Raw genomic sequence first — 25,234 nt, forward strand, 5'->3', positions numbered from 1 at the left:
CTGGGCGATCCTTGGTGCTATGCACTGGCACCTGCCCCAAAATCCGAGGATCTGCCCATGCCGACCAGCCCTTTCTCCCCGAAAACCGCTCTGGATCGCCTGATGCTGCCTGTCGACGTGCCGACGGTTGCCGAGGCCGAGAAGCTGGTAAAGCAGACTGAAGGCAAGGTCGGTGTCTACAAGATCGGCATGGAACTCCAGTTTGCCGGCGGGTTGGAATTCGCCCGTGACCTGGCGCGTGACGGCAAGAAGATCTTTCTGGACGTCAAGCTGCACGATATCGACAACACCATCGAAAAGGCCGTACGCAATGTCGCCAAGATGGGCATGACCTTCATGACCCTGCATGGCTACCCGAAAACCATGCGCGCTGCCGTGAAAGGCCTGCGGGAAGAGGGTAATCCCGATCTGTGCCTGCTTGGGGTGACGGTGCTGACCTCCATGGACGAGCAGGACCTGGTCGATGCAGGGTATCGCGGCCCGATTGGCGATGTGGTGGAAGCGCGGGCGAAGGACGCCCGTGTGGCTGGCATGGGCGGCATCGTCTGCGCCGCCACCGAAGCCACAAAAATGCGCACCATCCTTGGAGACGAGCTTGTGATCGTCACCCCCGGCATCCGCCCTGCCGGCAGCGACGCCGGAGACCAGCGCCGGGTGATGACCCCGGCGGACGCGATTCAGGCTGGTAGCGACTACCTGGTGGTCGGCCGCCCGATCAGCCGGGCCGAAGATCCGGGTGCGGCGGCCGATGCCGTGGTTGCCGAAATAGAAGAGGCGCTGAACATGCCGCCGCTAGTCGATAACACCGGTAACCGGAAAGCCGCATCCTTCGGCAACTTTTCGATATGACGCGGTAAATCCGCTCAGGGAAGCGGTATAGATGAGGCCGCTCGGTCCGACGATATCGATCTGCCCGTTCCTTTGCATCGCCTGCAGGACGCGCTGAGCGTCCTCGATCGGGAAATAGGTCTGGGCGACGGCGAAACCGTCTTCATCGAAATAGGCTTGGACCGTTGCCTGCGCGCTGTCGCCGTCATCAAAGACGAAATTGACCTTCTGGTCATTCTGAAGAACCGTCGCATGGCCGCGGACGGCACGTTCCGTCAGCTGGACACCGGGGAAGAAGTCCGGCGGCAATGCATCGCTGTTGGACGTCGCAAAGCCTACTGTGGGCAGGCCGTCGCCGCCGGTCCACATGGTGCAGTTGATACGAAAGTCTTCGCCCGTATCAAACGACTGAATCTCTACATTCCAGTCCTTGTAGGAAAAATACTGTTCCTTGGCCTGAACAGCGGAAGCGGCAAGCAGGCCGAGTCCGAGGCCGGTCAAAATTCTGAATGTCATCAAAAGGTCCCCGAAAAGGTAGGATGACGCCAACTCAACACCGAAAACCTTAAAATACGTGACTGATGTCAGGCGTTTTTTGGCATTACCCTTGTCGGGTCCCACTTCTTACCCTGAACCACGCGGGCCGGGTTCCGCCATGCTTGCCCGGGATGACACAAGTGCTTGCCGGAACCGTTTCTTTCCCTCGAGAGCAGGGGGTAGAGGCCGATTGACCAAGGCCAGAAAAAACCACCGCCGAAGCGGTGGTCCAGTTTGCTACAATCACGTGATCTCAGGTCACGCTGCCTGGTTGTCTCCATTGGCCGCAGACCGGAGAACCATGCCGTAGAGGTCACGCGGGTCGTCCGGATCAGCCAGCAGGTCGAGCTTCTCGAAGTGACCGGTTCTGGGCAGAAGATCGCGGACGTAGCGCAGGGCGGCAAAGTCCTCGATGGCAAAGCCGACGCTGTCGAACAGCGTAATCTGGTCCTGCGAAGTGCGGCCTTCGGCCTTGCCGGCGTAGACCTGCCAGAGTTCGGTAACCGGATGATCGCGGTCGAGCTGCTGGAATTCACCTTCGATATGAGTCTGGTCCGGGAACTCGACAAAGATATCGGACCGCAGCAGGATATCGCGATGCAGCTCGGTCTTGCCCGGGCAGTCGCCGCCGACCGCGTTGATGTGAACGCCGGTGCCGACCATGTTGTCAGTCAGGATCGTCGCCGATTTCTTGTCCGCGGTTACGGTGGTGATGATCTGCGCGCCTTCGATCGCATCTTCCGGCGTCTTGCAAATGGTCACGTTCAGGCCGGAATTGGCGAGGTTGCGGGCAAGGCGCAAGCTGGCGGCGCTATCAATGTCGTAGGCGCGGATGTCGGTGATCCCGAGCATGTCCTTGAACGCCAGGCACTGGAAGTCGGACTGCGCGCCATTGCCGATGATCGCCATCGTGGTGGACCCCTTGGGTGCCAGGTATTTGGCGGCAAGTGCCGAATTGGCTGCCGTGCGCAAGGCCGTCAGGATGGTCATCTCGGTGAACAGCACCGGATAGCCGGTCGTCAGGTTCGACAGAACACCGAAGCCGGTAACAGTCTGCAGACCATCACGGGTGTTGCCGGGATGACCGTTGACATACTTGAAGCCGAAGGTCTTGCCGTCACTGGTCGGCATCAGCTCGATGACACCCTGAGGCGCATGCGCCGGAATACGCGGTTTCTTGTCGAAGCTTTCCCATCGCAGGAAATCCTGCTCGATATATTCGGCGATGCCACGCATGAAGGTTTCAACGCCAATCGCGCGGACATTGCGCATCATGTTGTCGACACTGACGAAGGGCACATAGGCCAGATCCGACGGCAGGAGATTGATGGGGCTGTTTGACATTGTTCGGTCCTCTAGAAGCTTCTTGTCGGCCGGTCGAAGACCCGGCGGCCAAACAGGCTGCCGGTCAGTTCGACCATCAGACGCGCAGTTTTTCCGCGTTCGTCCAGGAAGGGATTGAGCTCGACCAGGTCGAGAGAGGTGACGAGACCACTGTCATGCAGCATCTCCATCACCAGATGGGCTTCGCGGAAGGTCGCGCCGCCCGGAACGGTGGTGCCGACGGCCGGGGCGATTGACGGATCCAGAAAATCGACATCCAGGCTGACATGCAGAAGGCCGTTTTCGGCCCTTACGCGCTCCAGAAACGGCTTCAGAAGAGTGCCGATGCCTTCCTCGTCGATCCGGCGCATGTCGCTGACACCGACGCCGTGGCTGACCAGCAGGTTGCGCTCGGCATCATCGATCGAGCGAACGCCGAGGATCTCGACATTCTGCGGTTTCAGGGTGTGTTTCAGCGGACTGCCGAGCAGATCGTCAAATCCGGGCAGGCCGCACAGAAACGCGAGCGGCGTACCGTGAAGGTTGCCGCTGGCGGTGCTGTCCAGCGTATGAAAATCCGAATGCGCATCGAGCCAAAGCACGAACAGCGGGCGCCCGAGTGCGGCTGCCGCCCTTGCCTGACCCGAAACGGTGCCCGCCGCCATGGCGTGATCACCCCCAAGATAGATCGGAAAACCGGGGCCTTCGCCAAGTTCCGCCGCCTTCTGGTGGAGCGCCCGGGTCCAGGCAACATAGGCGCGGTAATTCCGCAGTATCCTGTTGGGAGGGGTGAGGCTGCCAACCTCCGCCGGGCTCAGATTTCCGTGGTCGACGACCGAATGGCCGAGTTCCTGTAGCGTCTCCTGCAGGCCGGCGGTTCGATAGGCGTCCGGTCCCATGAGGCAGCCGCGCTGACCGGCGCCTTCATCCACCGGAGCTCCAACCAGCACAATCTGTTTCTCAACGACGTTCACGTCCTGCTCCGCCCCCAAAATTCAACTGTCAAAAGTGTGCTGAAACGCCGCGGCGGAGTAAATCCGGACACTTGATCAAAAGAGCAGCCAGATTTATCATTTTGATAAGCTCAATTTATCGGAATGAAAAAATGGACGATCTGGATCTTCGATTGATCTCGCTTCTGCGCCATGACGGGCGAAGGTCAGTGTCCGAATTGGCAGGTGATCTGAAGGTCTCACGCGCCACCGTGCGCTCTCGCATGGAGAAGCTGGTCGACACGGGAGAAATCCTGGGATTTACCGCCGTCCTGCGCGACGACTGGCGCGACCTGCCGATCCGCGCGGTGACGCTGGTGGTCGTAGACGGCCACAACACCGAACCGGTGATCCGCTCGCTCAGCGCCATGACGGAGGTTCGCGCGATCCATTCCACAAACGGCAAGTGGGATCTGGTACTGGACGTCGCCACACGCGATCTTGCTGCCTTTGACGATGCTCTCAATCGCATTCGCCTGATCGAGGGTATTACCGGCACGGAGACGAGCCTGCTTCTGACCACCCGCAAGGGACCGGCGGTTTCGGCCAGCGAATTCAAGGATGTTCTGGGGTAGGAACGCCAGTCCCGGTTTCTGTGCAGTCATTCCGGCCGAGTGAAGCGGAAACTGGTACCAAAGCGCCAAGGATCATGAGACGGATCGCAAATCGGGTCGATCCCCTGTTGTTCGCCGACTAAGATCGGAGCAGACTTCAAGTTCAGCATGAAGAAACCACCATGACCAAAGCGCTCGACCTTACCAGCCTGACGTCCGAACCGACCCCGATCTCCATCGGCGAGGAGGCTGCACAGCACTACGACGTCGTTCGCCGCACCTTGAAGCGGATCACCGAAGACTGGCGCGAGCAGCCCACGCTGGACCAGCTGGCCAGGGAAGCCGGTCTTCAACCCATCCAGCTGCAACGTGTGTTTTCGCGCTGGGCCGGACTGACGCCGAAGCAGTTCCTGCAGGCAATCACGCTGGATCACGCCAAGGCGCTGCTGCGCGAGTCCGCCAGTGTTCTCGACGCCACCTACGAGGTGGGCCTGTCCGGATCCGGCCGGCTGCACGACCTTTTCGTCACCCATGAAGCCATGACGCCTGGCGATTACCGCAATCGTGGCGCAGGTCTTTCAATTGCCTACGGCTTTCATCCTTCCCCTTTCGGCCAGGTTCTGGTGATGGCCACCGACAAGGGTTTGGCCGGTCTGGGATTTGCCGATCCGGGCGAGGAAACCTCTGCCCTGGAAGACATGTGCGAGCGCTGGCCCGCAGCCGTTTTCGTCCAGGATCAGGATGCGACGGCGCAATTTGCCCGGCGCGTCTTCGATCCGAAAAAGTGGCAAGAGGATCAACCGCTCAACATCGTTATGATTGGTACCGATTTTGAAATCAGGGTCTGGCAAACCCTGCTGAAGATCCCGATGGGCAAGGCCACCACCTATTCCGACATTGCTGCCTGCCTCGGCAACCCGAAGGCATCCCGCGCTGTCGGCACCGCAGTCGGCCGCAACCCGCTCTCCTTCGTCGTCCCCTGCCACAGGGTGCTCGCAAAAGGCGGCAAACTCGGCGGCTACCACTGGGGCCTCACCCGCAAACGCGCCATCCTCGGCTGGGAAAGCGGCTTGTCCGGGCCGGTTCTGGAGTGTGTTTGAGGGGGGGCAAAATGAACCCACCGTCCGTCATTCCGGACAAGCGCAGCATCGATGCGCGCAGATCCGGAATCCAGACATCAGCATGAGCGAAGCGAAACCCGCTTGAAAGAAGAAGCGGCCGCGCCTTAGGCGCGAAAAGCATCTGGATTCCGGATCTGCGTTCGGCTTGCCTCACTTGTCCGGAATGACAGCTGGAGACCCTAAAACACCGGCCCTTTCGGCATCGGATAGTTGCCGGTGATTTCCCAGCCGAATGCGGCGATGCGTTCGGCGGCCATGGGCGTGACGTCTCCGGTGATCAGGAAGTCGACGCCCGTTGGCGGGAAGGGCAAGGTGCCGAGGCCTTCGTGCATGGCGGAGAAGGTCTGCGCCACGGTCTGGGTCCAGGCCACATGATCGAAAGGCATGACGATGGCGGCGATGCCGTCACGGCGCAGGGCGACGGGGATGCCGGACACCAGCTTGATGTCCCCCAGCGGCGAAACCGTGCTGTTGTAGGTTTCCATGAGAACGACACGACGAAGCTGGAAATAGGCAAGATCCCGGCTGTCGGCATCAGCCGCCTTTTCGGCAATCAGGTAAAGGTCCTTCACACTGGACATTGCCTGCATCTGATAGGCGATCGCGGCCTTTTCCGAAGCCGTGTAGAACGGATTGCCCATGAGCTTGGCGTTCGTCACCTCCGGCACGCCCACGGCGCGCAGAACGCTGGAGGTGCGTTCCTGCAGCTCGGTTGGCGTGCTGTCGACGATGAGATTGCGGAAATTGTCTGCCTGCCGCGCGGCATTTACGATGATACCGCCCGGCAGGAGGCTGGTAATTGCGCTCACCGTCCAGTTGCCTGCCGTGGTCACGCTGGCGGTTTCGTCGAGCTTTTCCGATAGCGGCCGGTAGAACGTATAGGGGTCGACGCCCACATCGACCGCAAGTTCGCGCCGGGCCTTGGCCTGGCCGGTGATCGACTTGGCAAGTTCGGCCGGAGATCCGCCCTTGCCGCTGACAGCGGCCTCGACGCCCTTGGTGAGGCGGCCGAACATGCGGCCGACACCGGAAACGGTGTTCTTTGCGGTTCCCACAGGGTCGGTCACCGTGCTTTCGACGAACTCGACCGGCTTCATGGCCGCCTGCTTGAGGCCGTCAACGAAGCTGGCGTCGTTTTTCAGACTGTCGAGGGCAATCAGCACCTGGATTTCGTGCAGGCGCAGCTTGAGCATGCCGTCGCCTTCGATCTGCTCGACGCCGAGATCGGTCTGAACCTGATAAATCCGCAGGAAACCGTCGCCGCGCACCGGCGAGAGAACCGCATAGCCGGGGCCGAGTTCCTTGCCGTCGAGAAGTGTGGCCGGATCCTGCTCCGGTGGCGTCTCATATTGTTCGGTGAGCGCGTTTGCAGGCACGCTCAAGAGCAGAGCGCCCAGGAAAGCGCCTGCAAGCTTTGGGCGACAGGTTTCAAAACCGAACATTCAGGGCCTCCTCGGGCAGAGGCCGGTGACGCCTCAGACCGGCGCCAGACCGCTGCGCGCCAGAACTTCACCAGCCAGATAGAGCGACCCGCAAATCAGGATCCGGGGTGGCTCGCCATCTTTTGCCGCACAAGCTGCCACATCTGCCAGCGCTGCGTCCAGTGATTGAAACGGTGTCGCTTCAAGTCCCGCACAGCGGGCAAGATCGGCCAGGTCTTCCGGCTCCCTTGCGGTGGGTGTCGTGGTGATCGGCACGGTGCCGACGTGGCGTGCCAGTCCGTGGAACGGACGGAAGAATCCGACGGGATCCTTTGTCGTCAGCATGCCGGACACGAGGTAAAGCGGCCGGGGTGAGCGCTCTTCCTGTTCGCCCATGAACTGGGCGATCGAAATGCCCGCGCCGGGATTGTGGCCACCATCGACCCAGACTTCCGACCCTTCCGGGCACAGGTCATGCAACGGTCCGCTGGTGATCGGCTGCAGCCGTCCGGGCCAGTTGACCGTTTTCAGGCCGTGGGCAATCGTATCGCCATCCGGCAACATGCCCGCCGCCTTCAACGCCGCAATGGCGACAGCCGCATTGGAGAACTGGTGACGGCCACCAAGCACGGGCACAGGCAGGTCGATCAATTCGTCCTCGTCCTGAAAAGCCATGCGGCCCTGGTCTTCCTGGGCTGCGAAATCCTGCCCGAACACTTCGATCGGCGCCTTGTTGCGCGCTGCCTGACGCGCAATCGTTGCCATGGCGCTGTCTTCCTGCGCAGCGCAGATGACCGGCACGCCCGGCTTGATGATACCGGCCTTTTCGGCAGCGATCACCGACAGGTCGTCACCCAGAAACTTCTCGTGGTCCATCGAAACCTGGGTGATCACCGTGGCAAGCGGCCGGTCGATCACGTTGGTCGCGTCAAGACGGCCTCCGAGACCGACTTCAAGCAGCAGCACATCTGCGGGATTTTCCGCGAACAGGAGCAAGGCAGCAGCGGTGGTGATCTCGAAAAAGGTGATTTCCTCACCGCCATTGGCTTCTTCGCAGCGGTGCAGGGCCTCATAGAGGACCGGATCGGAGACGAATTTGCCATCCGAGCCGAGCCGAATGCGCTCGTTGAAGGAAACCAGGTGCGGCGAGGTGTAGACGTGGCAGCGTTTTCCGGAAGCTTCCAGGATCGCCCGCATGGTGGCGGTAACCGAGCCCTTGCCGTTGGTACCGGCGACGTGAATCACCGGCGGCAGGCGCTGTTCGGGATGCCCGAGCGCTTCCAGCAGGCGATACATGCGACCGAGCGAGAGATCTATCTCCTTCGGATGCAGCGCCAGCAAACGGTCCAGAATTTTCGTGATTTGATCCAAGGCGCCCTCCGCAGGGTCCCTTTTTCCCGGTTGCGTTTGACTAACGCCTTTACGGGAAGGCCGCCCGCGAAACAAGCGGACAGCCCGGAAATGTCGTGTCAGGCCGCTTTCGCGACGTATTCGTGTAACGAAGCCACCTAGCTGGCAGCTTCCGCGCCCTTGGCAGGCTCCGCAGCCGTTTCGGCAGGCTTGGCTTCGGCTTCCGGTGCCGGCTCCTTCGGCGCTTCAAGCTTCGGCAGTTCGACTTCCCGCTTCATCAGGATACCGCAGATGCGTGCCAGTGTTTCCTTCATCTTCTGGCGCGGCACCACCATGTCGATCATGCCGTGGTCGAGAAGATATTCGGCAGTCTGGAAATCGTCCGGCAACTTTTCGCGCACGGTCTGTTCGATCACGCGGCGGCCTGCGAAGCCGATCTGGGCGCCCGGTTCGGCAATGTGCACGTCGCCAAGCATGGCGTAGGAGGCCGAGACGCCGCCCGTGGTCGGGTTGGTCAAGACGACGATATAGGGCAGTCCCGCTTCGCGCAGCATCTGCACACCGACCGTGGTGCGCGGCATCTGCATCAACGACAGAATGCCTTCCTGCATGCGTGCACCACCGGAAGCGGCAAACATGACGAAAGGCGTCTTGTCATCGACCGCTTTCAGCATGCCGGCAAGGATCGCTTCACCCGCGGCCATGCCGAGCGAGCCGGCGATGAAATCGAAGTTCTGCACGGCAATGGTCAACGGCATGCCGTTGACCTGGCCCTGGGCCACGATCACGGCTTCGTCTTCGCCGGATTTGGTGCGGGCTTCCTTCAGGCGGTCGGTGTAGCGCTTGCTGTCGCGGAACTTGTGCGGATCGGCATGTACTTCCGGGGTATCGACCTCGGTGTATTTGCCGCCGTCAAACAAAGCCTCAACGCGTTTGCGCGCCGGGATGCGCATGTGATGACCGGAATTCGGGATCACCCAGAGATTGGCTTCCAGATCCCGGTGAAACACCATTTCACCGGTTTCCGGACACTTGATCCAAAGGTTTTCCGGAACTTCGCGCTTTTTCCAAAGATCACGGATCTTGGGGCGTACGATAGAATTGATCCAGTTCACGTCAAACGCGTCCCGCTACTCGAGTTACCATTGGACGGAGATATGGGGTCCGTCCGAAATCCTTCAATTCAGACCAGCCGATGGCTGACCAGTCAGGCTGTTCTTGACCGGGCGCATCCGGAGGCCAGGTCGGACACCAGGTCGACGACGGTCTGAACGGTTTTGTCAGTCGCCTTGCCGGCCTCATCGAGGCTGTCACGGATGGCATTGACCAGAACCGACCCGACCACGACACCGTCGGCATCCTTGCCGATTTCCGCTGCCTGGTCTGCGGTCTTCACGCCGAAACCGACGGCAACCGGCAGGTCCGTGTGGCCCTTGATCCGCTTGACCGCGGTGGTCACCCGACCGGTATCGGCGATATTGGCGCCGGTAATGCCGGTCACGGAGACGTAATAAACGAAACCGGAGGTGTTGGCCAGAACGGCAGGCAGACGCTTGTCGTCAGTGGTGGGTGTTGCCAGGCGAATGAAATTGAGACCTGCTTCCAGGGCCGGAATGCAAAGTTCGTCATCTGCTTCTGCCGGAATATCGACAATGATGAAGCCGTCGACACCAGCGTCCTTGGCTACCTGCACGAAAACCTTCGGGTCCCGCACGTAGATCGGATTGTAATACCCCATCAGGATGATCGGCGTATCCTGGTCCTGCTTGCGGAATTCACGAACCATGTCCAGGGTCTTGTCCATGGTGTGCCCCGCAGCCAGCGCACGCTGGTTGCCAAGCTGAATCGGGATGCCTTCGGCCATCGGGTCGGAAAACGGCATGCCGAGTTCGATAACGTCGGCACCTGCTGCCGGAAGGGCGTTCAGGAGGGCTTGCGAGGTCTGCAGATCCGGATCGCCTGCAGTGATAAAGGTGACCAAGGCCGGCCGGCCGGCATCCGCACAGGCTTTAAAACGGCGGTCGATACGCGTATCCGTCATTCACTGCTACCCTTTTTCGCGCCATCCGGGACCCTCCGGGGCGTTTCCGTTTCAGCGATGTACGGGGGCAGTGCGTGCAATGTCAATTGTCTCATGCAGATTCGGAGCGTTGAAACAGGCTCCGAACCCAGACCGGTCAGCGGCTTGGGTAGTCGATCAGGCCGATAGCGCGCAGGGCGGCGTCCGCCCGGTAGACATGTTCGCTGCCCATGGGCTTCGCCCGGCCGGAGCGCGTGAACGGGTTTCCGGCACCGCGAAACACGGTGGCGAGGGGCGCTGCCGATGGCGCGCTGATATGGAGGGCCTGCAAGGTGCTCATCTCAAAAACCAAAAAAGATTGATGCCGCGATCCGGAATCGCAACCGGGCCGCACCTTATGGCTTTTTTGCAGTGCAGCAAGCTCTGGAAGCGCAGGTCAGACCCGCGAAAAATGCATGGCTGATAGGCGAAATGTGCACAAATTGCGCCTAGAAAAATGCACTGCGTGCACCTATTGTAGAGCGAACCACTGAGCCACCAAACAAATAAGGAGCTGAAAATGGCCCATTCCCTGTTCGAACCCGCTCCTCAGCCTTTCACTGAAAAGCTGTGGCGCCGGATGAGGGATTTTCACCTGGGTTTTGCCCAGCGCAAGGGTGTTGCCGAAGTTTCTTCCGAGCAATCAGACCCGGCGCTGGCACAACAGGCGACCGGTCTGGACGCCCGGGGCCGCCAGCAGTTGCTGGAAGCCATGTTGACGGCAAAACCCATAGCCGTGCCACCGCGCGCTGCTTACAAACGCAGTGCCTGACTGGCTGCAGCCTTAGCGCCGTTTGAAATGACGGGCGAAGGCGCGGCTGGTGATTTCGCTGCGTTCCAGACCGAGATCGGCAAGCTGGGCGTCGTTCAGGTGGTTCATGCGTGCGATTTCGCCGGCAACCTTGCGGGAAGCGCGAAAGTCGCGGACGAAGCCGGTCAGAAGATCGAAAGCCATTTCGGGGTTTCCTCAAGCGGCCGGCAATAGCGCCGACCCTGTTTCATTCGCGGCTGATTTAGTCTTTCCCGGCGGATTCACAACGCACAAGTTTGCATTGCAGCATTTCCAAACTGGCGGGGCTGGTTAACCGGCGTTAGGGGCCGGTGGTAAGCCGCGTTGTCATCGCGGTCAAAGCGCAACGTCGGCCTTATCCAAAACCCGCATTGATGACCAGCAGGCTCCAGGTCTTTCCTTTGGCGGAGGGGATGACACTCCGGAGCGGCCAAAAGAAAAACCGCGCACCTTTCGATACGCGGTTTTCCAGGGTTCCGTTCGAAGCGGGCTGTCAGAGATCGAAGCCCAGCATCTGGCCAACGGCAAAGACGTCCTTGTCGCCCCGGCCGCACAGGTTCATGACGATGATCTGGTCCTTGTCCATTTGCGGGGCCAGTTTCACGACATGGGCCAGCGCGTGGGCCGGCTCCAGCGCCGGGATGATGCCTTCAACACGTGTGAGCATCTGGAAAGCTTCCAAGGCCTCGTCGTCCATGACCGGGACATAGTCCACGCGGCCGATTTCCTTCAACCAGGAATGCTCCGGCCCAATGCCCGGATAATCGAGACCGGCAGAGATGGAGTGACCTTCCAGGATCTGGCCGTCGTCGTCCTGCAGCAGGTAGGTGCGGTTGCCGTGCAGAACGCCCGGCTTGCCTGCGGTCAGGGATGCGCAGTGTTCTTCCCCCTGCAAGCCGCGGCCACCAGCTTCGACGCCGTAAATCTTGACGTCCTTGTCGTCCAGGAACGGATGGAACAGGCCAATGGCATTGGAACCACCACCGACGGCGGCAACCAGCGCATCCGGCAGCCGGCCTTCGGCTTCCATCATCTGTTCGCGCAGTTCCTTGCCGATCACCGACTGGAAGTCGCGCACCATTTCCGGATAGGGATGTGGGCCCGCGGCGGTACCGATCAGGTAGTAGGTGTCCTCGACGTTGGTCACCCAGTCGCGCAGCGCCTCGTTCATGGCGTCCTTCAAGGTGCCCGCACCGGCGGTCACCGGCACGATTTCCGCGCCCAGAAGTTTCATGCGGAAGACGTTCGGCTTCTGCCGTTCCACGTCTGTCTTGCCCATGTAGACAACGCAGGGCAGGCCGAAGCGGGCACAGACTGTCGCTGTCGCAACACCGTGCTGACCGGCGCCGGTTTCCGCGATGATGCGGGTCTTGCCCATGCGCTTGGCGAGCAGGATCTGACCGACGCAGTTGTTGATCTTGTGCGATCCGGTGTGGTTCAGCTCATCACGCTTGAAGTAGATCTTGGCACCGCCGAGTTCCTTCGTCAGACGCTCGGCAAAATAAAGCGGCGACGGACGGCCGGTGTAGTGCTTGTTCAGCGTCTCGATCTCGGCCTTGAAAGCCAGATCGTTCTTGGCGTCCTTGTAGTGCTGTTCCAGGTCCAGGATCAGCGGCATCAGCGTTTCAGCAACATAGCGGCCGCCAAAAATACCGAAATGCCCGCGATCGTCCGGACCGGTCCGGATGCTGTTAGCCATATCGTTCACGCGTTTACTCCTTCACCCGGGGTTCAGCCCGGAACCTTGACGCCCTTGGCCGCCGCCAAGAATGCGCGAATGAGACCACTGTCCTTGACGCCCTTTTCCCGCTCGACGCCGGAGGAAACATCCACCTCGCTGACGCCGCTCAAACGGATCGCCTCGGCGACGTTCTCCGGATCAAGTCCTCCGGAAAGCATGAAGGGCTTCTTCAGGTCAAGGTCTTTCAGGATCGTCCAGTCGTAGGAAACGCCGTTACCGCCAGGCAGTTCGGACCCTTTCGGCGGCTTGGCATCGAACAGGAGACGATCTGCCACAACAGCATAATAGTGCGCCTGCTCCAGATCTGAACGGTCGGAAATCGAAATCGCCTTCATGACCTTGGTGCCCTGCATCACCTTGGCCGCTGCCAGGGCTTCCGGAGCTTCCTCGCCATGAAACTGGAATGTATCGGGTTTCACCAGCTCGTTGATACGCGACAGGCCGTCGAGATCCATGTTGACGGTTACCGCCACGATCTCTGCCCGGCCGCGCGCCATATCGGCCAGCCGGCAAGCCTGGCTGAGCGACACATGACGCGGGCTCTTCGGGAAGAACATCAACCCGACCATATCCGCACCGGCATCCAGCGCCGCCGCCATGGTGTCCTCGGTCGAAAGACCGCAGATTTTGACTTTAATATCCGACATGGTTTCGAGGTATCGCCGTTGGGGCAGGGTTTGTCAAAAAAGATTAGCTGTCGCGAAGCGAAAAGGCGCAATTACACGCCATCGCACCCCTGTCGAGTGACTTGCGGTTTGAGTACGACGAGACACCGGACTTTGGATTTCCATGTGTTGCAGCAGCGCTTCGGGGCTCCCCGATCCCGGATCTTCGCTACGCTGCGTCCGGGATGACGACCGAGAGATCAAGGTAGTTGTTACTGATTTAGAACCAGATACAGATCCTGCCAGTCCGGGTTCATCTCCTCGATCAGATCGAATTTCCATTGCCGGCGCCAACGCTTGATCTGTTTTTCGCGGGTAATCGCAGCCCCGGTCTCTTCGTGCTGTTCGTACCAGACCAGGGATTTCGTACCGTATCGGTTGGAAAAACCCTCAATCAGACCTTCGCGGTGCTCGTAAATCCGGCGGGTCAAGTCCGTCGTCACGCCGGTGTAAAGGGTTTCGAACGGGCGCGAGGCAAGGATGTAGACCCAGGCGGTCAAGCGATGGTCACTCCGGGTTTCGAGAGGTTTGGGGTGGCTCCCCGATCCCGGGTCGCGCTTTGCTTGCCCGGGATGACGACTGAAAGGTTTTACCAGACCTATCTTCGTCATCCCGGACGCAGCGCAGCGGAGATCCGGGATCGGAGCGCCCCTAATTCAGCGGAATAATCACCACCTCACGTCACATTGAACGCCGCGATGGCGGCCATGTTGACGATGTCGCTGTCCTTCGCACCCAGGGGAACGATCTGGATCGACTTGTCGAAGCCGACGAGCAGCGGGCCGATGACCGTGGCGCCGCCCAGTTCCTGCAACATCTTGGTGGAGATGGATGCCGAGTGGAACGCCGGCATGACCAGAACGTTGGCCGGACCGGACAGGCGGCAGAACGGATAGGCGGCCATTCGGTCCATGTTGAGCGCGATGTCCGCGGCCATTTCGCCGTCGAATTCGAAATCGACCCGGCGGCGTTCGAGGATCTTGACCGCCTCGATGACCTTTTCCGAGCGTTCGCCCTTTGGATGGCCGAAGGTGGAATAGGCCAGCATGGCAACACGCGGTTCGTAGCCGAACTTGCGTGCGACATGCGCCGCTTCCTCGGCGATGTCCGCCAGTTCTTCCGATGTCGGCATGTCGATCACCGCCGTATCGGCGATCAATACGGTACGGCCGCGGGCGAGTGCCAGCGACACGCCGATGACCCGGTGACCGGGCTTCGGATCGATGGTGGCCTTCACCGTATCGAGGGCGACGGAGTAGTTCCGGGTCAAACCAGTCACCATGGCATCGGCGTCGCCGCGCGCGACCATGATCGCACCCCAGTAGTTGCGGTCGTTGTTGACCATGCGCTGGCAGTCGCGCAGCAGGTAGCCCCGGCGCTGCAGGCGGCCGTAGAGATACTGCGCGTAGTCGCTGTTGCGGTTGGAAAGCCGCGCGTTCTGGATGGAAATGCCCGGCCGGTCGATGTCGATGCCGGCGCGTTCGGCCATGGATTTGATCTCGTCCTCGCGGCCGATCAGGATGGCCTCACCCAGGCCCTGCGACACGAAGCTTGTCGCTGCGCGGATGACCGGTTCTTCCTCGCCCTCGGCGAAGACGACCCGCTTGGGCTGCTGGCGCACCTTGGAGAAGATCCGCTGCAAGGTGCCGGCGACAGGATCGCGGCGGGCGGAGAGCTGGTGCTTGTAGGCCTCCATATCGACAATCGGCTTGCGGGCGACGCCGGACTCCATCGCTGCCTGGGCGACCGCGGGCGGAATGGTGTGGATCAGGCGCGGATCGAAGGGCACCGGAATGATGTATTCCGGACCGAACTTCGGCCGGTTGCCCCGATAGGCCGCGGCCACTTCGTCCGGCACTTCCTCACGCGCCAGTTCCGCCAGTGCGTGAGCGCAGGCAACTTTCATGGCGTCGTTGATCGTGGTGGCCTGAACATCAAGCGCGCCGCGGAAAATATAGGGAAAGCCCAGCACGTTGTTGACCTGGTTCGGATAGTCCGAACGCCCGGTCGCGACAATTGCATCGTCGCGCACTTCCGCCGCCTCTTCCGGCGTGATTTCCGGGTCCGGGTTGGCCATGGCGAAAATGATCGGGTTCGGTGCCATGACCCGCAGCATGTCGGGCGTCAGCGCGCCCTTTGCAGAAACGCCGAAGAAGACATCCGCGCCCTTGAGGGCGTCATAGAGCGAGCGTGCCTTGGTTTCGACCGCATGGGCGGACTTCCATTGGTTCATGCCCTCTTCGCGGCCCTTGTAGATGACACCCTTGGTGTCGCACAAAGTGACGTTCTCGTTCGGAATGCCCATTGCCTTCACGAGTTCGATGCAGGCAATGCCGGCCGCGCCCGCGCCATTGCAGACCACCTTGGTGTCCTTCATGTCGCGACCAGTCAGGTGAAGGGCGTTGATGAGACCCGCCGCCGCGATGATGGCCGTGCCATGCTGGTCGTCATGGAAGACGGGAATGTTCATCAGTTCGCGCAGGCGCTGTTCGATGATGAAACAGTCCGGCGCCTTGATGTCCTCCAGGTTGATCCCGCCGAAGGAAGGACCGAGATAGCGGACCGCATTGATGAATTCATCGACCTCTTCGGTATCGACTTCCAGATCGATGGAATCGACGTCGGCAAAGCGCTTGAACAGGACAGACTTGCCTTCCATCACCGGCTTTGAGGCAAGCGCGCCCAGATTGCCGAGGCCCAGAATGGCCGTGCCGTTGGAAATCACCGCAACCATGTTGCCCTTGGTGGTGTAGTCGTAGGCACGGCTGGGGTCTTCCGCGATCGACCGCACCGGCACCGCCACGCCGGGCGAATAGGCCAGCGACAGGTCGCGCTGGGTCGCCATCGGTTTGGTGGGCGCAATTTCCAGCTTCCCGGGGCGGCCTTCCTGGTGGAATTGCAGCGCTTCCTGGTCGGTGAAGCTGACATTGGTCTTGGTCGGTTTCTTGTCGGCGGACATGGTTTGGGCGTTTCCTCTTGCGCGCTCTCTTTACGGGGCGGGAGCACGACCTTATCCCCTGGAAAATGAAGCCTCAAGCCAAGATGGAATAGGCCCTTGGTGGAATGGTCCGCTCAGTTTGCTAGGTATCAGGCATGAGTGGACAGAGCGCGCAAGAAATCACCCCGGCGGACAGCAAGGTCACGCCAATGATGGCCCAGTTCCTGGAGATCAAGGCTGCCAATCCGGACAGCCTTCTGTTCTACCGGATGGGCGATTTCTACGAACTGTTTTTCGAAGACGCCGAGGTTGCCTCCGCCGCGCTCGGCATCACGCTGACCAAGCGTGGCAAGCACCAGGGTGCCGACATTCCGATGTGCGGCGTGCCGGTGCATGCAGCCGACGACTATCTCAACAAGCTGATTGCCAAGGGGCACCGGGTATCGGTCTGCGAACAGACGGAAGATCCGGCCGAGGCCAAGAAACGCGGCTCCAAATCCGTCGTCCGGCGCGATGTCGTGCGTCTCGTCACCCCCGGAACGCTGACGGAAGAACGCCTGCTGGATGCCGGTGCCAACAACTACCTGATGGCGCTGACCCGGTTGAAGGGCGGCTCGCTGGACGGCAGCGCGGTCTATGGTCTTGCCTGGATCGACATGTCCACCGGTTCCTTCCAGGTGTCGGAAACCGATCATCAGCGCCTTGCCGCCGACCTTGCCCAGGTTTCCCCGCGCGAACTGATCCTGTCGGACAATCTGCTGCAGGAAAGCGAGTTGCGCCTGACCGCCGAACAGGCGGGCGGTGCGCTGTCACCGGTGCCGCGTGCCTTTTTCGACAGTTCCACCGCCACGGACCGGCTTGCGCATTACTTTGGTGTGAAGACCCTCGACGGCTTCGGCACCTTCAGCCGGGCGGAACTTTCCGCCGCCGCCGGCATTCTTGCCTACATCGAGAAGACCCAGCTCGGCGAACGCCCTCCGCTGGATCCGCCCGTGCGCGAGGCCGGCGCCGGGCGCATGCTGATCGATCCGGCAACCCGGGCCAATCTCGAGCTGTCCCGCACGCTTTCGGGCGAAAAGCAGGGCTCGCTGCTGGCGACGATCGACCGGACAGTGACAGGCGGCGGCTCGCGCCTGCTCGCCAGCCGCCTGGCCGGACCGCTGGTCAATGTCGATGCGATCCAGCACAGGCTCGACGGCGTTGCCTTCTTTCTTGAAAACGAAATCATGCGCGAAGGTCTGCGCCAGACACTGAAAGGTGCCCCGGACATGGCCCGGGCCCTGTCGCGAATCGCGCTCAACCGCGGCGGGCCGCGCGATATCCTGTCGGTTGCGCAGGGGCTTGAGGCCGCGCGGGCAGTGCTCGACCAGACCAGTGCGACGGCGGGAACGATCCCGGCGGAAATCGCTGCTGCGCGCGCCAGTCTGGAACAGGCTCCGCACCATCTCGGCAGCGAATTGACGACGGCGCTGAAAGAAGAGCCGCCGCTTCTGAAACGCGACGGCGGTTTCATCGCCACCGGTTACAACGCCGATCTGGACGAACTGCGCTCCCTGCGCGACGAAAGCCGAAAGGTCATCGCGAAGCTTCAGGCAGACTATTCGGAAGAACTCGGCCTGAGGTCGCTGAAGATCAAGCACAACAATGTGCTCGGCTGGTTCATCGAGGCGCCTTCCGCGCAGACGGAAAAGCTGACCGCAGATCCCGGTCGGTTCATCCACCGCCAGACCATGGCCGGCGCCATGCGCTTCACCACCACGGAGCTTGCGGATCTGGAATCGAAGATCGCCAGTGCCGGCGAACGCTCGCTTGCCATCGAGCTGGAAATCTTCGACCGGCTTGCCAAGGCGATCATCGACGCAGGGGAAGCAATCAAGGCCGCCGCCCACGGCCTCAGCATTCTGGATGTTTCGGCCGCGCTTGCGAAGCTTGCCCAGGAAGAAAGTTATGTCCGGCCCGTGGTCGATGACAGCCGCGCTTTCGACATCAAGGGTGGACGTCATCCGGTGGTCGAAAAGGCGCTGAAGAAGTCCGGCGGCGACAGTTTTGTTGCCAATGATGCCAATCTCGGTCCGGAAGCGGACGAGGATATCGGCCATATCTGGCTGATTACCGGTCCGAACATGGCCGGTAAATCGACTTTCCTGCGCCAGAACGCACTGATTGCCGTGATGGCCCAGATGGGCGGATATGTGCCGGCAGCAGCAGCCCATATCGGCGTGGTCGACAGGTTGTTCTCCCGCGTCGGCGCGGCAGATGATCTTGCGCGTGGCCGATCCACCTTCATGGTGGAGATGGTCGAGACCGCTGCAATCCTCAATCAGGCTGGTGACCGCTCACTCGTGATCCTGGACGAAATCGGCCGTGGCACTGCGACGTTCGACGGCCTGTCCATTGCCTGGGCGACGATCGAACATCTTCACGAGGTCAACAGGTCCCGTGCACTGTTTGCGACCCACTACCACGAACTGACTGCCCTTTCCGCCAAGCTGGCCCGGCTTTCAAATGCCACCGTCTCGGTGAAGGAATGGAAGGGCGACGTTATCTTCCTGCACGAGATCGTTCCCGGTGCGGCCGACCGGTCCTACGGCATTCAGGTGGCCAAGCTGGCGGGTCTGCCGGTATCCGTCGTCGAACGCTCCAAGCAGGTGCTTAGCCAGCTGGAAGAGCAGGACCGCCGCTCGCCGGCTGAGAGCCTGATCGACGAACTGCCGCTTTTCGCAAGCCTGACCGCGCCTGCGCCCAGCGCTCCGGCAGGGTTTGCGGAACCCGATCCTGTCTCGGTCGCTCTTGAGGCAATCAATCCGGATGACATGACCCCGCGCGAAGCGCTGGAAGCGCTGTACCGGCTGAAGACATTGCGGATGACCCCGGACGACTAGTTGTCAGGTTCGAATTGTGCCGCATGATTTGAGTCGCGGTGGCTTTAGGGATTGTCTGGTTTTCGAAACTTTCCGAAATGGGCTGCGCAATCGGCAGACGCGCGTTCGGCAAAAAAAGCGGTGACGGGGCGATACAACCCAGTTAGGTTGTAATTCTTGCTTATTTCACTTTTCCGGCGATCGTCATGTTGTCCCTCCTGCAACTGCCCCGACAGGCATTGCTGATTCTGCTTCTTCAATTCACCAACAGCCTCGGCGTTTCGGCGCTGGTGCCGCTGATGAGTTTTTTCATTGTGGAAGGGCTGGGCGCCGAACCCTGGCAGGTGGGGCTTTACTCCGGTCTGGTGATGCCGCTGACGCTGGCCGTCAATCGATGGGCAGGCGAACGGCTGGACAACCGTTTTCCGGTCAAGAGCCTGCTGGTCGTCTCTGTTGTCGCCTATATCACGCTCGCCGCACTGCTGACCCAGATCAGCAGTCTGGTGATGCTGCTCGTCCTGATCGCCCCCCTTATGAGCCTTTCCAACATGGGCGCGGGCGTCGTCTTTACCTTCGGCCGCCTTTTTGCCGAACAGGAGGGCATGGACGTTGCCAGGGTCAATTCCTGGCTGCGCATGATGGTTTCACTTGCGTGGATGATCGGGCCGGCAGTCTCCTTTTCGGTGGTTGCAGCCTTCGGCTTCGCCGCCGCCTTCCTGTGCGCCTTTGCGATCGGCATTGTCTACCTGATGCTCTGGTACATTGTCGTTCCGGCGGACTTCAGGTCAGCACGAGAGCGTTCCAAGACAAACGGCAAGGCGCCGATCAACTGGGGTCTTCAGATTGCCGGGCTGACCTGCCTTGGCTTTGTCATCACCAATTCGCTGTTCGTCTCGGCGATGCCGCTGTTCTTCGTGCAGGAAACACATCTGCCCGGTGCAACGCCAGGCCTGGCACTGTCGGTCAAATGCCTGCTGGAAGTCTTTGTCATCTTCGGCTCGGTTCGCCTTGCCGAGCGCATCGGCATTCGCCAGGTGCTGATGCTGGCAGCATGCCTTGCCGCGGTCAGCATGGTGCTGTTTGCCCAGGTGACCGCACTCTGGCAGGTACTGGCCATCGCGGTACTGGAAGGGACTTATTATGGCCTGTTTGCCGGTGTCGCGATCAGCTTCGTGCAGAGCTTCGCACCGGACCGGCCGGGCCGGGCAACGGCGGTTTACATGAACAGCCTGTTCCTCGGTGGCATGATCGGCAGCATTTCGATGGGTTTCATCGCCAGTGCGGCCAGCTTTCAGACCGTGCTTTACACCGCAGCGCTTTCGGCAACCGCGGCCCTGGCGGTCCTGCTTGCAACGCTCAAGGTCCAACCCAAAGTCATTGAAGAAGGAGCCTAGACACCGCCTGACTTGGCGACGGACAATGCATTGGCCATGGCACCGGCAAAACTCGTTCTGTCATCGGGATTCAGGAAATTGCCGAGATCGACCTGTTCACCCCGGCTGAGGAGGGTCACCTTGACGACCCCTTCGTCCTCGATCCGGTCGACCGTCAGGCGGACCCAGAAGGGATTGAAACGGTATTCCTGGTATTTCTTGCCCGGACCAACCTTGCGGATCGCAATCTCGTGCCGCGAGACAACCACTTCCTCGAAAGTTCGTGCGGAGTGGTAGTTCATCCGAAAGGCAAACCAGAGCAGCGCGATATCAAGTCCGAAGAACCCGAAAACCGGCCAGGCGCCGATACGCAGAAACAGAATACCGGCGATGAAACTGACACCGCCGAAGAAGCACATCAGAACCAGGAATCCGTTTGGCCCCAGAGACCGGTGAGGGGTCAGAACGGCAGTGAAAAACGGCCGGTCCTGATCCGGCAATTCGCCATCCTGCAGGGGTTTCGGATTGTTCTCGCTCATGAGGCATGATTATAGAGAGAAGATGACGCAAGCAAAGAGCCCTTCCAAGACTGCGGCAGCACGCCGGCCCGCAAAATCCAAACAGACTCGGAGAAAAGCACCCTCCGTGGACAACCCCGGCAAGGTGCTGAAACGGTCCCGCTATACGAAAGCGGAAACCTTTGCGATCTTCCAGCGCTTCCATGCCGACAACCCGGAACCGAAGGGCGAACTGGATTATGTCAATGCTTTCACGCTTCTGGTTGCCGTGGTGCTGTCGGCCCAGGCAACCGACGTTGGTGTGAACCGGGCAACAAGACACCTGTTCCAGATTGCCGACACACCGGAAAAGATGGTGGCGCTCGGGGAGGACCGGGTGCGGGAGGAAATAAAGACGATCGGCCTTTACAAGAACAAGGCCAAGAACGTCATCCTGTTGTCCGAGCAGCTGATCCGCGACCATGGCGGCGAGGTTCCGGAAGACCGCGAAGCGCTGGAAGCGCTGCCCGGTGTCGGCCGGAAGACCGCAAATGTGGTTCTGAACATCTTCTTCGGCCACCCGACCATTGCCGTCGACACGCATCTGTTTCGCCTGGGCAACCGCATAGGCATTGCCCCCGGCAAGACGCCTCTCGACGTGGAAAAAGCCATGGAGAAGGTCGTGCCGGTGGAATTTGCGCTCCATGCCCACCACTGGCTCATCCTGCATGGCCGGTACATCTGCAAGGCGCGCAAACCGGAGTGCCGGCGCTGTGTGATTTACGATCTGTGCCGGAGCACGGAGAAAGAACTTTTTTATGCGGTGCCGGATATTGCCCTGCGCACCAAAGCCCTTATTGAAAAGGAAACAGTTGCGTGAGTTTCCCGCTTGGACCATTTCCCGTGAGCGAGAGGCTTCGCTTCCGCTTGCCTTCCAGCAATGATGCCGCTTTTTACCACCAGCTCATGAATGAGCCGGATTACATCCGATTTATCGCCGACCACGGTATCAAGACCGAGGAAGACGCGGCCAACTACATCAAGAACAAGACGCTGGCGCGCTTTGCCGCCCATGGAGTCGGGCTTTGGATCCTGGATCTGAAACCATCGCTGACACCGGTTGGTGTGTGCGGTCTGGTGGTGCGCAAGGAACTGAAGTACCCGGACCTTGGCTTTGCCTTTCTGGAAGACCACCGCGGAAAGGGGTTCGGGCGCGAGGCCGGGCAGAGCGTGCTGGACTTCGTTACCCGGGAACTTAAGCTGCGCACGCTGTGCGCGATCACGCATCCGGAAAACGTCCGCTCCGCCAACCTCCTGAAGAAACTTGGCTTCGAGCCGGATGGCCAGCGGCATCTGGCGGAGATCGGGACGACCTCCAACTATTACGAATGGAAATTGCGTTATGTGGAAAGCGGTCTGGCCTGAGGGCCGCCGCAATCAATCGCGACGATCAGCGTTTCTCGCGAACGCGTACGACCACGTCGACACGAACGATTTCCATGCCTTCGGGTGCTTTCGGCAGAGCGCCGATGCCTACACCTTCGCCCGGAATGTCGATCACCCGGTTTTCGCCTTCGATGAAGAAGTGATGGTGGTCGGACACATTGGTGTCGAAGTAGGTCTTGTTGCCGTCGATCGCGACTTCGCGCAGCAGACCGGCTTCGGTGAACTGGTGCAGCGTGTTGTAGACCGTGGCGAGAGAGACCGGCACATCGGCGTCGACCGCCTCTTCATGAAGCAGCTCGGCCGAGATGTGGCGATCGCCCCGGGAGTACAGAATTTCTGCAAGCGAGACACGCTGGCGCGTCGGCCGAAGGCCTGCAGACCGCAGCATGTCGGTCACATTCTTCTTGTCGCCGGTTTCATGCACCACAAGTGTTGTCATTCCGATCCGATCCAGGTCCAGGGTCGCTTCTTGAAACGGCGCAAATATGTACCGCGCAAACGTTGCGCCGGGCCGTTTTCACTAACATTGGCCTATATCTGCCATTTCTTGTACCCAAGATGCAAGTTTTAAACGTAAAGGGCAACCTGAGCGGAAATCAGGGCGCAACTGCGGCGCGTTCGGATGGTTCGTGCAAGCGCTGACCAAACAGCCGCAAGCCGGTGTCCCGGAGCCGGATGCGCAGATTACGTCGAATACGCACAAAACTTGGCGAAACGCCCGAAAAAACCGAGTAACTTCGCGCAAGTGACATCTTTCGGTCATGGTTCCCCTGTGTTAGGAAGGCGCCTCAAACGAACCGAAAACAAACCGAACCTGCCCTGGGAATTTCTCTGGCAGGAGACAAAACACGGATCCCGAATGACCGATCGCCGCTCCAGCTACGATTATGAAGCACTTCTCGCCTGCGGCCGCGGCGAGCTGTTTGGCCCGGGCAATGCCCAGCTGCCTCTTCCCCCGATGCTGATGTTCGACCGGATCACGGAACTTTCCGAAACCGGCGGTGAATTCGACAAGGGGTTCGCTCGCGCCGAGTTCGACATCAAGCCGGATCTCTGGTTCTTCCCGTGCCATTTCCAGGGAAATCCGGTGATGCCGGGCTGCCTTGGTCTCGACGCCCTGTGGCAGCTGACCGGTTTCTTCCTTGGCTGGCTGGGCCTTGAAGGCAAGGGCATGGCCCTGTCGACCGGTGAAGTGAAGTTCAAGGGCATGGTTACGCCGGACGTGAAGCTGGTGGAATACGGTGTCGACTTCAAGCGGGTCATGAAGGGTCGCCTGGTTCTCGGCATTGCCGACGGCTGGTTGAAGGCGGACGGTGAACAGATTTACAAGGCGACCGATTTGCGCGTCGGCCTGGCAAAGACCTGACACCCGTTCGCAGGATCAATTGATGGCACCGGCGCTTCTTTTTCATTGGGGGCGCCGGTTTGCATATTATGTATGTGCCTGCAGGCTCTCGACACACCCCCTGAGAGCTGTGGTGCAGTCAAGACAATAGGAGACCGCAATGAGACGCGTTGTCGTCACCGGCATGGGTATCGTGTCGTCCATCGGAGCAAACACCGAAGAAGTGCTGTCCAGCCTTCGAGAAGGCAAGTCCGGCATCAGCTTCGCTCCGGATTACGCGGAACACGGCTTCAGAAGCCAGGTACACGGCATGCCGAATGTCGATATCGCTTCGCTCATCGACAAGCGCCAGCTGCGCTTCATGGGCGACGGTGCCGCCTATAACTACATCTCCATGCAGCAGGCGATTGCCGACAGCGGTCTGGAAGAAACCGACATCTCCAACCCGCGCACCGGCCTGATCATGGGTTCCGGTGGTCCGTCGACCAAGAACCTGTTCCAGGCGCACCAGATCGTGCTGGAAAAAGGGTCGCCCAAGCGCATGGGCCCGTTCATGGTGACCCGCGGCATGAGCTCCACCAACTCTGCCTGCCTGGCGACACCGTTCAAGATCAAGGGCATCAACTATTCCATCACGTCGGCCTGCTCCACTTCGGCGCATTGCATCGGTGCAGCTACCGAACAGATCCAGTTCGGCAAGCAGGACGTGATGTTTGCCGGTGGCGGTGAGGAACTCGACTGGACCCTGTCCTGCCTGTTCGACGCCATGGGCGCCATGTCCTCCAAGTACAACGACACCCCTCAGACCGCATCGCGGGCCTATGACGCGACCCGCGACGGCTTCGTGATTGCCGGTGGTGGCGGTGTGGTGGTTCTGGAAGAACTGGAACACGCCAAGGCGCGCGGCGCGAAAATCTATGCCGAGGTTACCGGCTACGCAGCCAACTCCGACGGCTACGACATGGTGGCGCCTTCCGGTGAAGGCGGCGAGCGCTGCATGCGCCTTGCCACCTCGACCCTGGGCGACCGCAAGGTAAACTACATCAACAGCCACGGCACTTCGACGCCCGTCGGCGATATCGGCGAAATCGAAGCGATCCGCCGCGTGTTCGGTGAAAACCAGCCGCCGGTGTCTTCGACCAAATCGCTCACCGGCCATAGCCTGGGTGCGACCGGCGTTCAGGAAGCCATTTACTGCCTGCTGATGCTGCAGAACGACTTCATGACCGCGTCCGCCAACATCAACGAGCTGGATCCGGCCCTGAAGCCGGGCGAGATCGTGACCGAGCGCGTGGACAATGCAGGCCTCGACACGGTTCTTTCCAACAGCTTCGGCTTTGGCGGCACCAACGCGTCGCTCGCGCTGTCGCGCTTTCACGGCTGAGGAGTTTTG

General features: G+C 60.5%; 25 protein-coding genes. 10 read left to right on the top strand and 15 right to left on the bottom strand.

What is annotated here, in order from left to right; all coding sequences use genetic code 11:
* The first annotated feature begins 57 nt into the window (after positions 1-57).
* Positions 58-849, top strand: coding sequence for an orotidine-5'-phosphate decarboxylase (pyrF, locus tag HCG46_RS20690; protein WP_168687274.1), 792 nt, complete (start codon positions 58-60; stop codon positions 847-849).
* Here the strand turns inward: pyrF and HCG46_RS20695 are convergent.
* The 3 genes from HCG46_RS20695 to rocF all read right to left on the bottom strand — a co-directional run bounded on the left by HCG46_RS20695 (position 793) and on the right by rocF (position 3,662).
* Entirely contained in the window at positions 793-1,344 is a 552-nt protein-coding gene (locus HCG46_RS20695; RefSeq protein ID WP_139314178.1) for a hypothetical protein, read from the bottom strand. The genes pyrF and HCG46_RS20695 overlap by 57 nt on opposite strands.
* 279 nt (positions 1,345-1,623) lie before the next feature.
* Positions 1,624-2,709: an ornithine cyclodeaminase gene (locus HCG46_RS20700; protein ID WP_062485961.1), complete on the bottom strand. Its 1,086-nt coding sequence runs from the start codon at positions 2,707-2,709 to the stop codon at positions 1,624-1,626.
* Positions 2,710-2,720: 11 nt separating this feature from the next.
* Positions 2,721-3,662 carry an arginase gene (rocF, locus tag HCG46_RS20705; protein WP_168687275.1) on the bottom strand — a complete coding sequence of 314 codons (942 nt, stop codon included), beginning with the start codon at positions 3,660-3,662 and terminating at the stop codon, positions 2,721-2,723.
* 131 nt (positions 3,663-3,793) lie between these two features.
* Between rocF and HCG46_RS20710 the strand changes: the two genes are divergently transcribed.
* Both HCG46_RS20710 and HCG46_RS20715 read left to right on the top strand, forming a co-directional pair.
* Positions 3,794-4,255 carry an Lrp/AsnC family transcriptional regulator gene (locus HCG46_RS20710; RefSeq protein WP_023002430.1) on the top strand — a complete coding sequence of 154 codons (462 nt, stop codon included), beginning with the start codon at positions 3,794-3,796 and terminating at the stop codon, positions 4,253-4,255.
* A gap of 161 nt (positions 4,256-4,416) precedes the next feature.
* Positions 4,417-5,334, top strand: a complete 918-nt coding sequence (locus HCG46_RS20715; protein ID WP_075283231.1) for a bifunctional helix-turn-helix domain-containing protein/methylated-DNA--[protein]-cysteine S-methyltransferase — start codon at positions 4,417-4,419, stop codon at positions 5,332-5,334.
* Positions 5,335-5,534: 200 nt separating this feature from the next.
* Here HCG46_RS20715 and HCG46_RS20720 read toward each other — a convergent pair whose 3' ends face one another.
* The 5 genes from HCG46_RS20720 to HCG46_RS20740 all read right to left on the bottom strand — a co-directional run bounded on the left by HCG46_RS20720 (position 5,535) and on the right by HCG46_RS20740 (position 10,498).
* Complete coding sequence (locus HCG46_RS20720) at positions 5,535-6,797, bottom strand: hypothetical protein (RefSeq protein WP_168687276.1); 1,263 nt, start codon at positions 6,795-6,797, stop codon at positions 5,535-5,537.
* A 33-nt stretch (positions 6,798-6,830) separates the two neighbouring features.
* A complete protein-coding gene (locus tag HCG46_RS20725) occupies positions 6,831-8,147 on the bottom strand; it encodes a folylpolyglutamate synthase/dihydrofolate synthase family protein (protein WP_031269969.1) in 1,317 nt (438 codons plus the stop codon).
* A 137-nt stretch (positions 8,148-8,284) separates the two neighbouring features.
* On the bottom strand, positions 8,285-9,241 hold the full coding sequence (gene accD / locus HCG46_RS20730) for an acetyl-CoA carboxylase, carboxyltransferase subunit beta (protein WP_168687277.1): 957 nt from the start codon (positions 9,239-9,241) through the stop codon (positions 8,285-8,287).
* Positions 9,242-9,333: 92 nt separating this feature from the next.
* Complete coding sequence (trpA, locus tag HCG46_RS20735) at positions 9,334-10,167, bottom strand: tryptophan synthase subunit alpha (protein WP_023002436.1); 834 nt, start codon at positions 10,165-10,167, stop codon at positions 9,334-9,336.
* Positions 10,168-10,303: 136 nt separating this feature from the next.
* Entirely contained in the window at positions 10,304-10,498 is a 195-nt protein-coding gene (locus HCG46_RS20740; protein ID WP_168687278.1) for a hypothetical protein, read from the bottom strand.
* Positions 10,499-10,705: 207 nt separating this feature from the next.
* Between HCG46_RS20740 and HCG46_RS20745 the strand changes: the two genes are divergently transcribed.
* Complete coding sequence (locus HCG46_RS20745; RefSeq protein WP_152508984.1) at positions 10,706-10,957, top strand: hypothetical protein; 252 nt, start codon at positions 10,706-10,708, stop codon at positions 10,955-10,957.
* A gap of 12 nt (positions 10,958-10,969) precedes the next feature.
* Here HCG46_RS20745 and HCG46_RS20750 read toward each other — a convergent pair whose 3' ends face one another.
* From HCG46_RS20750 to HCG46_RS20770, 5 genes are all read right to left on the bottom strand, one after another.
* Complete coding sequence (locus tag HCG46_RS20750) at positions 10,970-11,140, bottom strand: DUF1127 domain-containing protein (RefSeq protein ID WP_023002439.1); 171 nt, start codon at positions 11,138-11,140, stop codon at positions 10,970-10,972.
* Positions 11,141-11,468: 328 nt separating this feature from the next.
* Complete coding sequence (gene trpB, locus HCG46_RS20755; protein ID WP_168687538.1) at positions 11,469-12,674, bottom strand: tryptophan synthase subunit beta; 1,206 nt, start codon at positions 12,672-12,674, stop codon at positions 11,469-11,471.
* Positions 12,675-12,706: 32 nt separating this feature from the next.
* On the bottom strand, positions 12,707-13,363 hold the full coding sequence (locus HCG46_RS20760) for a phosphoribosylanthranilate isomerase (RefSeq protein ID WP_023002441.1): 657 nt from the start codon (positions 13,361-13,363) through the stop codon (positions 12,707-12,709).
* A gap of 230 nt (positions 13,364-13,593) precedes the next feature.
* Positions 13,594-13,881 (bottom strand): GIY-YIG nuclease family protein, encoded by a 288-nt coding sequence (locus tag HCG46_RS20765; RefSeq protein ID WP_168687279.1) that lies wholly within the window; start codon positions 13,879-13,881, stop codon positions 13,594-13,596.
* Between the two features lie 176 nt (positions 13,882-14,057).
* Complete coding sequence (locus HCG46_RS20770; protein ID WP_023002443.1) at positions 14,058-16,340, bottom strand: NADP-dependent malic enzyme; 2,283 nt, start codon at positions 16,338-16,340, stop codon at positions 14,058-14,060.
* A 134-nt stretch (positions 16,341-16,474) separates the two neighbouring features.
* On the opposite strand from HCG46_RS20770, the gene mutS reads away from it, so the two are divergent.
* Together mutS and HCG46_RS20780 are read left to right on the top strand one after the other, a co-directional pair.
* Positions 16,475-19,201, top strand: a complete 2,727-nt coding sequence (mutS, locus tag HCG46_RS20775) for a DNA mismatch repair protein MutS (protein ID WP_168687280.1) — start codon at positions 16,475-16,477, stop codon at positions 19,199-19,201.
* Positions 19,202-19,386: 185 nt separating this feature from the next.
* Positions 19,387-20,574 (top strand): MFS transporter, encoded by a 1,188-nt coding sequence (locus HCG46_RS20780; protein WP_152508989.1) that lies wholly within the window; start codon positions 19,387-19,389, stop codon positions 20,572-20,574.
* Here HCG46_RS20780 and HCG46_RS20785 read toward each other — a convergent pair.
* Positions 20,571-21,092, bottom strand: a complete 522-nt coding sequence (locus HCG46_RS20785) for a DUF2244 domain-containing protein (protein WP_055660267.1) — start codon at positions 21,090-21,092, stop codon at positions 20,571-20,573. The genes HCG46_RS20780 and HCG46_RS20785 overlap by 4 nt on opposite strands.
* Positions 21,093-21,114: 22 nt before the next feature.
* On the opposite strand from HCG46_RS20785, the gene nth reads away from it, so the two are divergent.
* Together nth and HCG46_RS20795 are read left to right on the top strand one after the other, a co-directional pair.
* Complete coding sequence (gene nth, locus HCG46_RS20790) at positions 21,115-21,930, top strand: endonuclease III (RefSeq protein ID WP_168687281.1); 816 nt, start codon at positions 21,115-21,117, stop codon at positions 21,928-21,930.
* A gap of 23 nt (positions 21,931-21,953) precedes the next feature.
* Positions 21,954-22,475 carry a GNAT family N-acetyltransferase gene (locus tag HCG46_RS20795; RefSeq protein ID WP_161633274.1) on the top strand — a complete coding sequence of 174 codons (522 nt, stop codon included), beginning with the start codon at positions 21,954-21,956 and terminating at the stop codon, positions 22,473-22,475.
* Between the two features lie 25 nt (positions 22,476-22,500).
* On the opposite strand, the gene irrA is transcribed toward HCG46_RS20795, so the two are convergent.
* Positions 22,501-22,935, bottom strand: a complete 435-nt coding sequence (irrA, locus tag HCG46_RS20800) for an iron response transcriptional regulator IrrA (RefSeq protein WP_023002449.1) — start codon at positions 22,933-22,935, stop codon at positions 22,501-22,503.
* Positions 22,936-23,355: 420 nt separating this feature from the next.
* Between irrA and fabA the strand changes: the two genes are divergently transcribed.
* Positions 23,356-23,862 carry a 3-hydroxyacyl-[acyl-carrier-protein] dehydratase FabA gene (gene fabA / locus HCG46_RS20805; RefSeq protein WP_023002450.1) on the top strand — a complete coding sequence of 169 codons (507 nt, stop codon included), beginning with the start codon at positions 23,356-23,358 and terminating at the stop codon, positions 23,860-23,862.
* 139 nt (positions 23,863-24,001) lie between these two features.
* Entirely contained in the window at positions 24,002-25,225 is a 1,224-nt protein-coding gene (gene fabB / locus HCG46_RS20810) for a beta-ketoacyl-ACP synthase I (protein WP_031269976.1), read from the top strand.
* Positions 25,226-25,234 lie beyond the last annotated feature (9 nt).

Source organism: Labrenzia sp. PO1, from assembly GCF_012273635.1.
GTDB classification, from domain to species: Bacteria; Pseudomonadota; Alphaproteobacteria; order Rhizobiales; family Stappiaceae; genus Roseibium; species Roseibium algicola.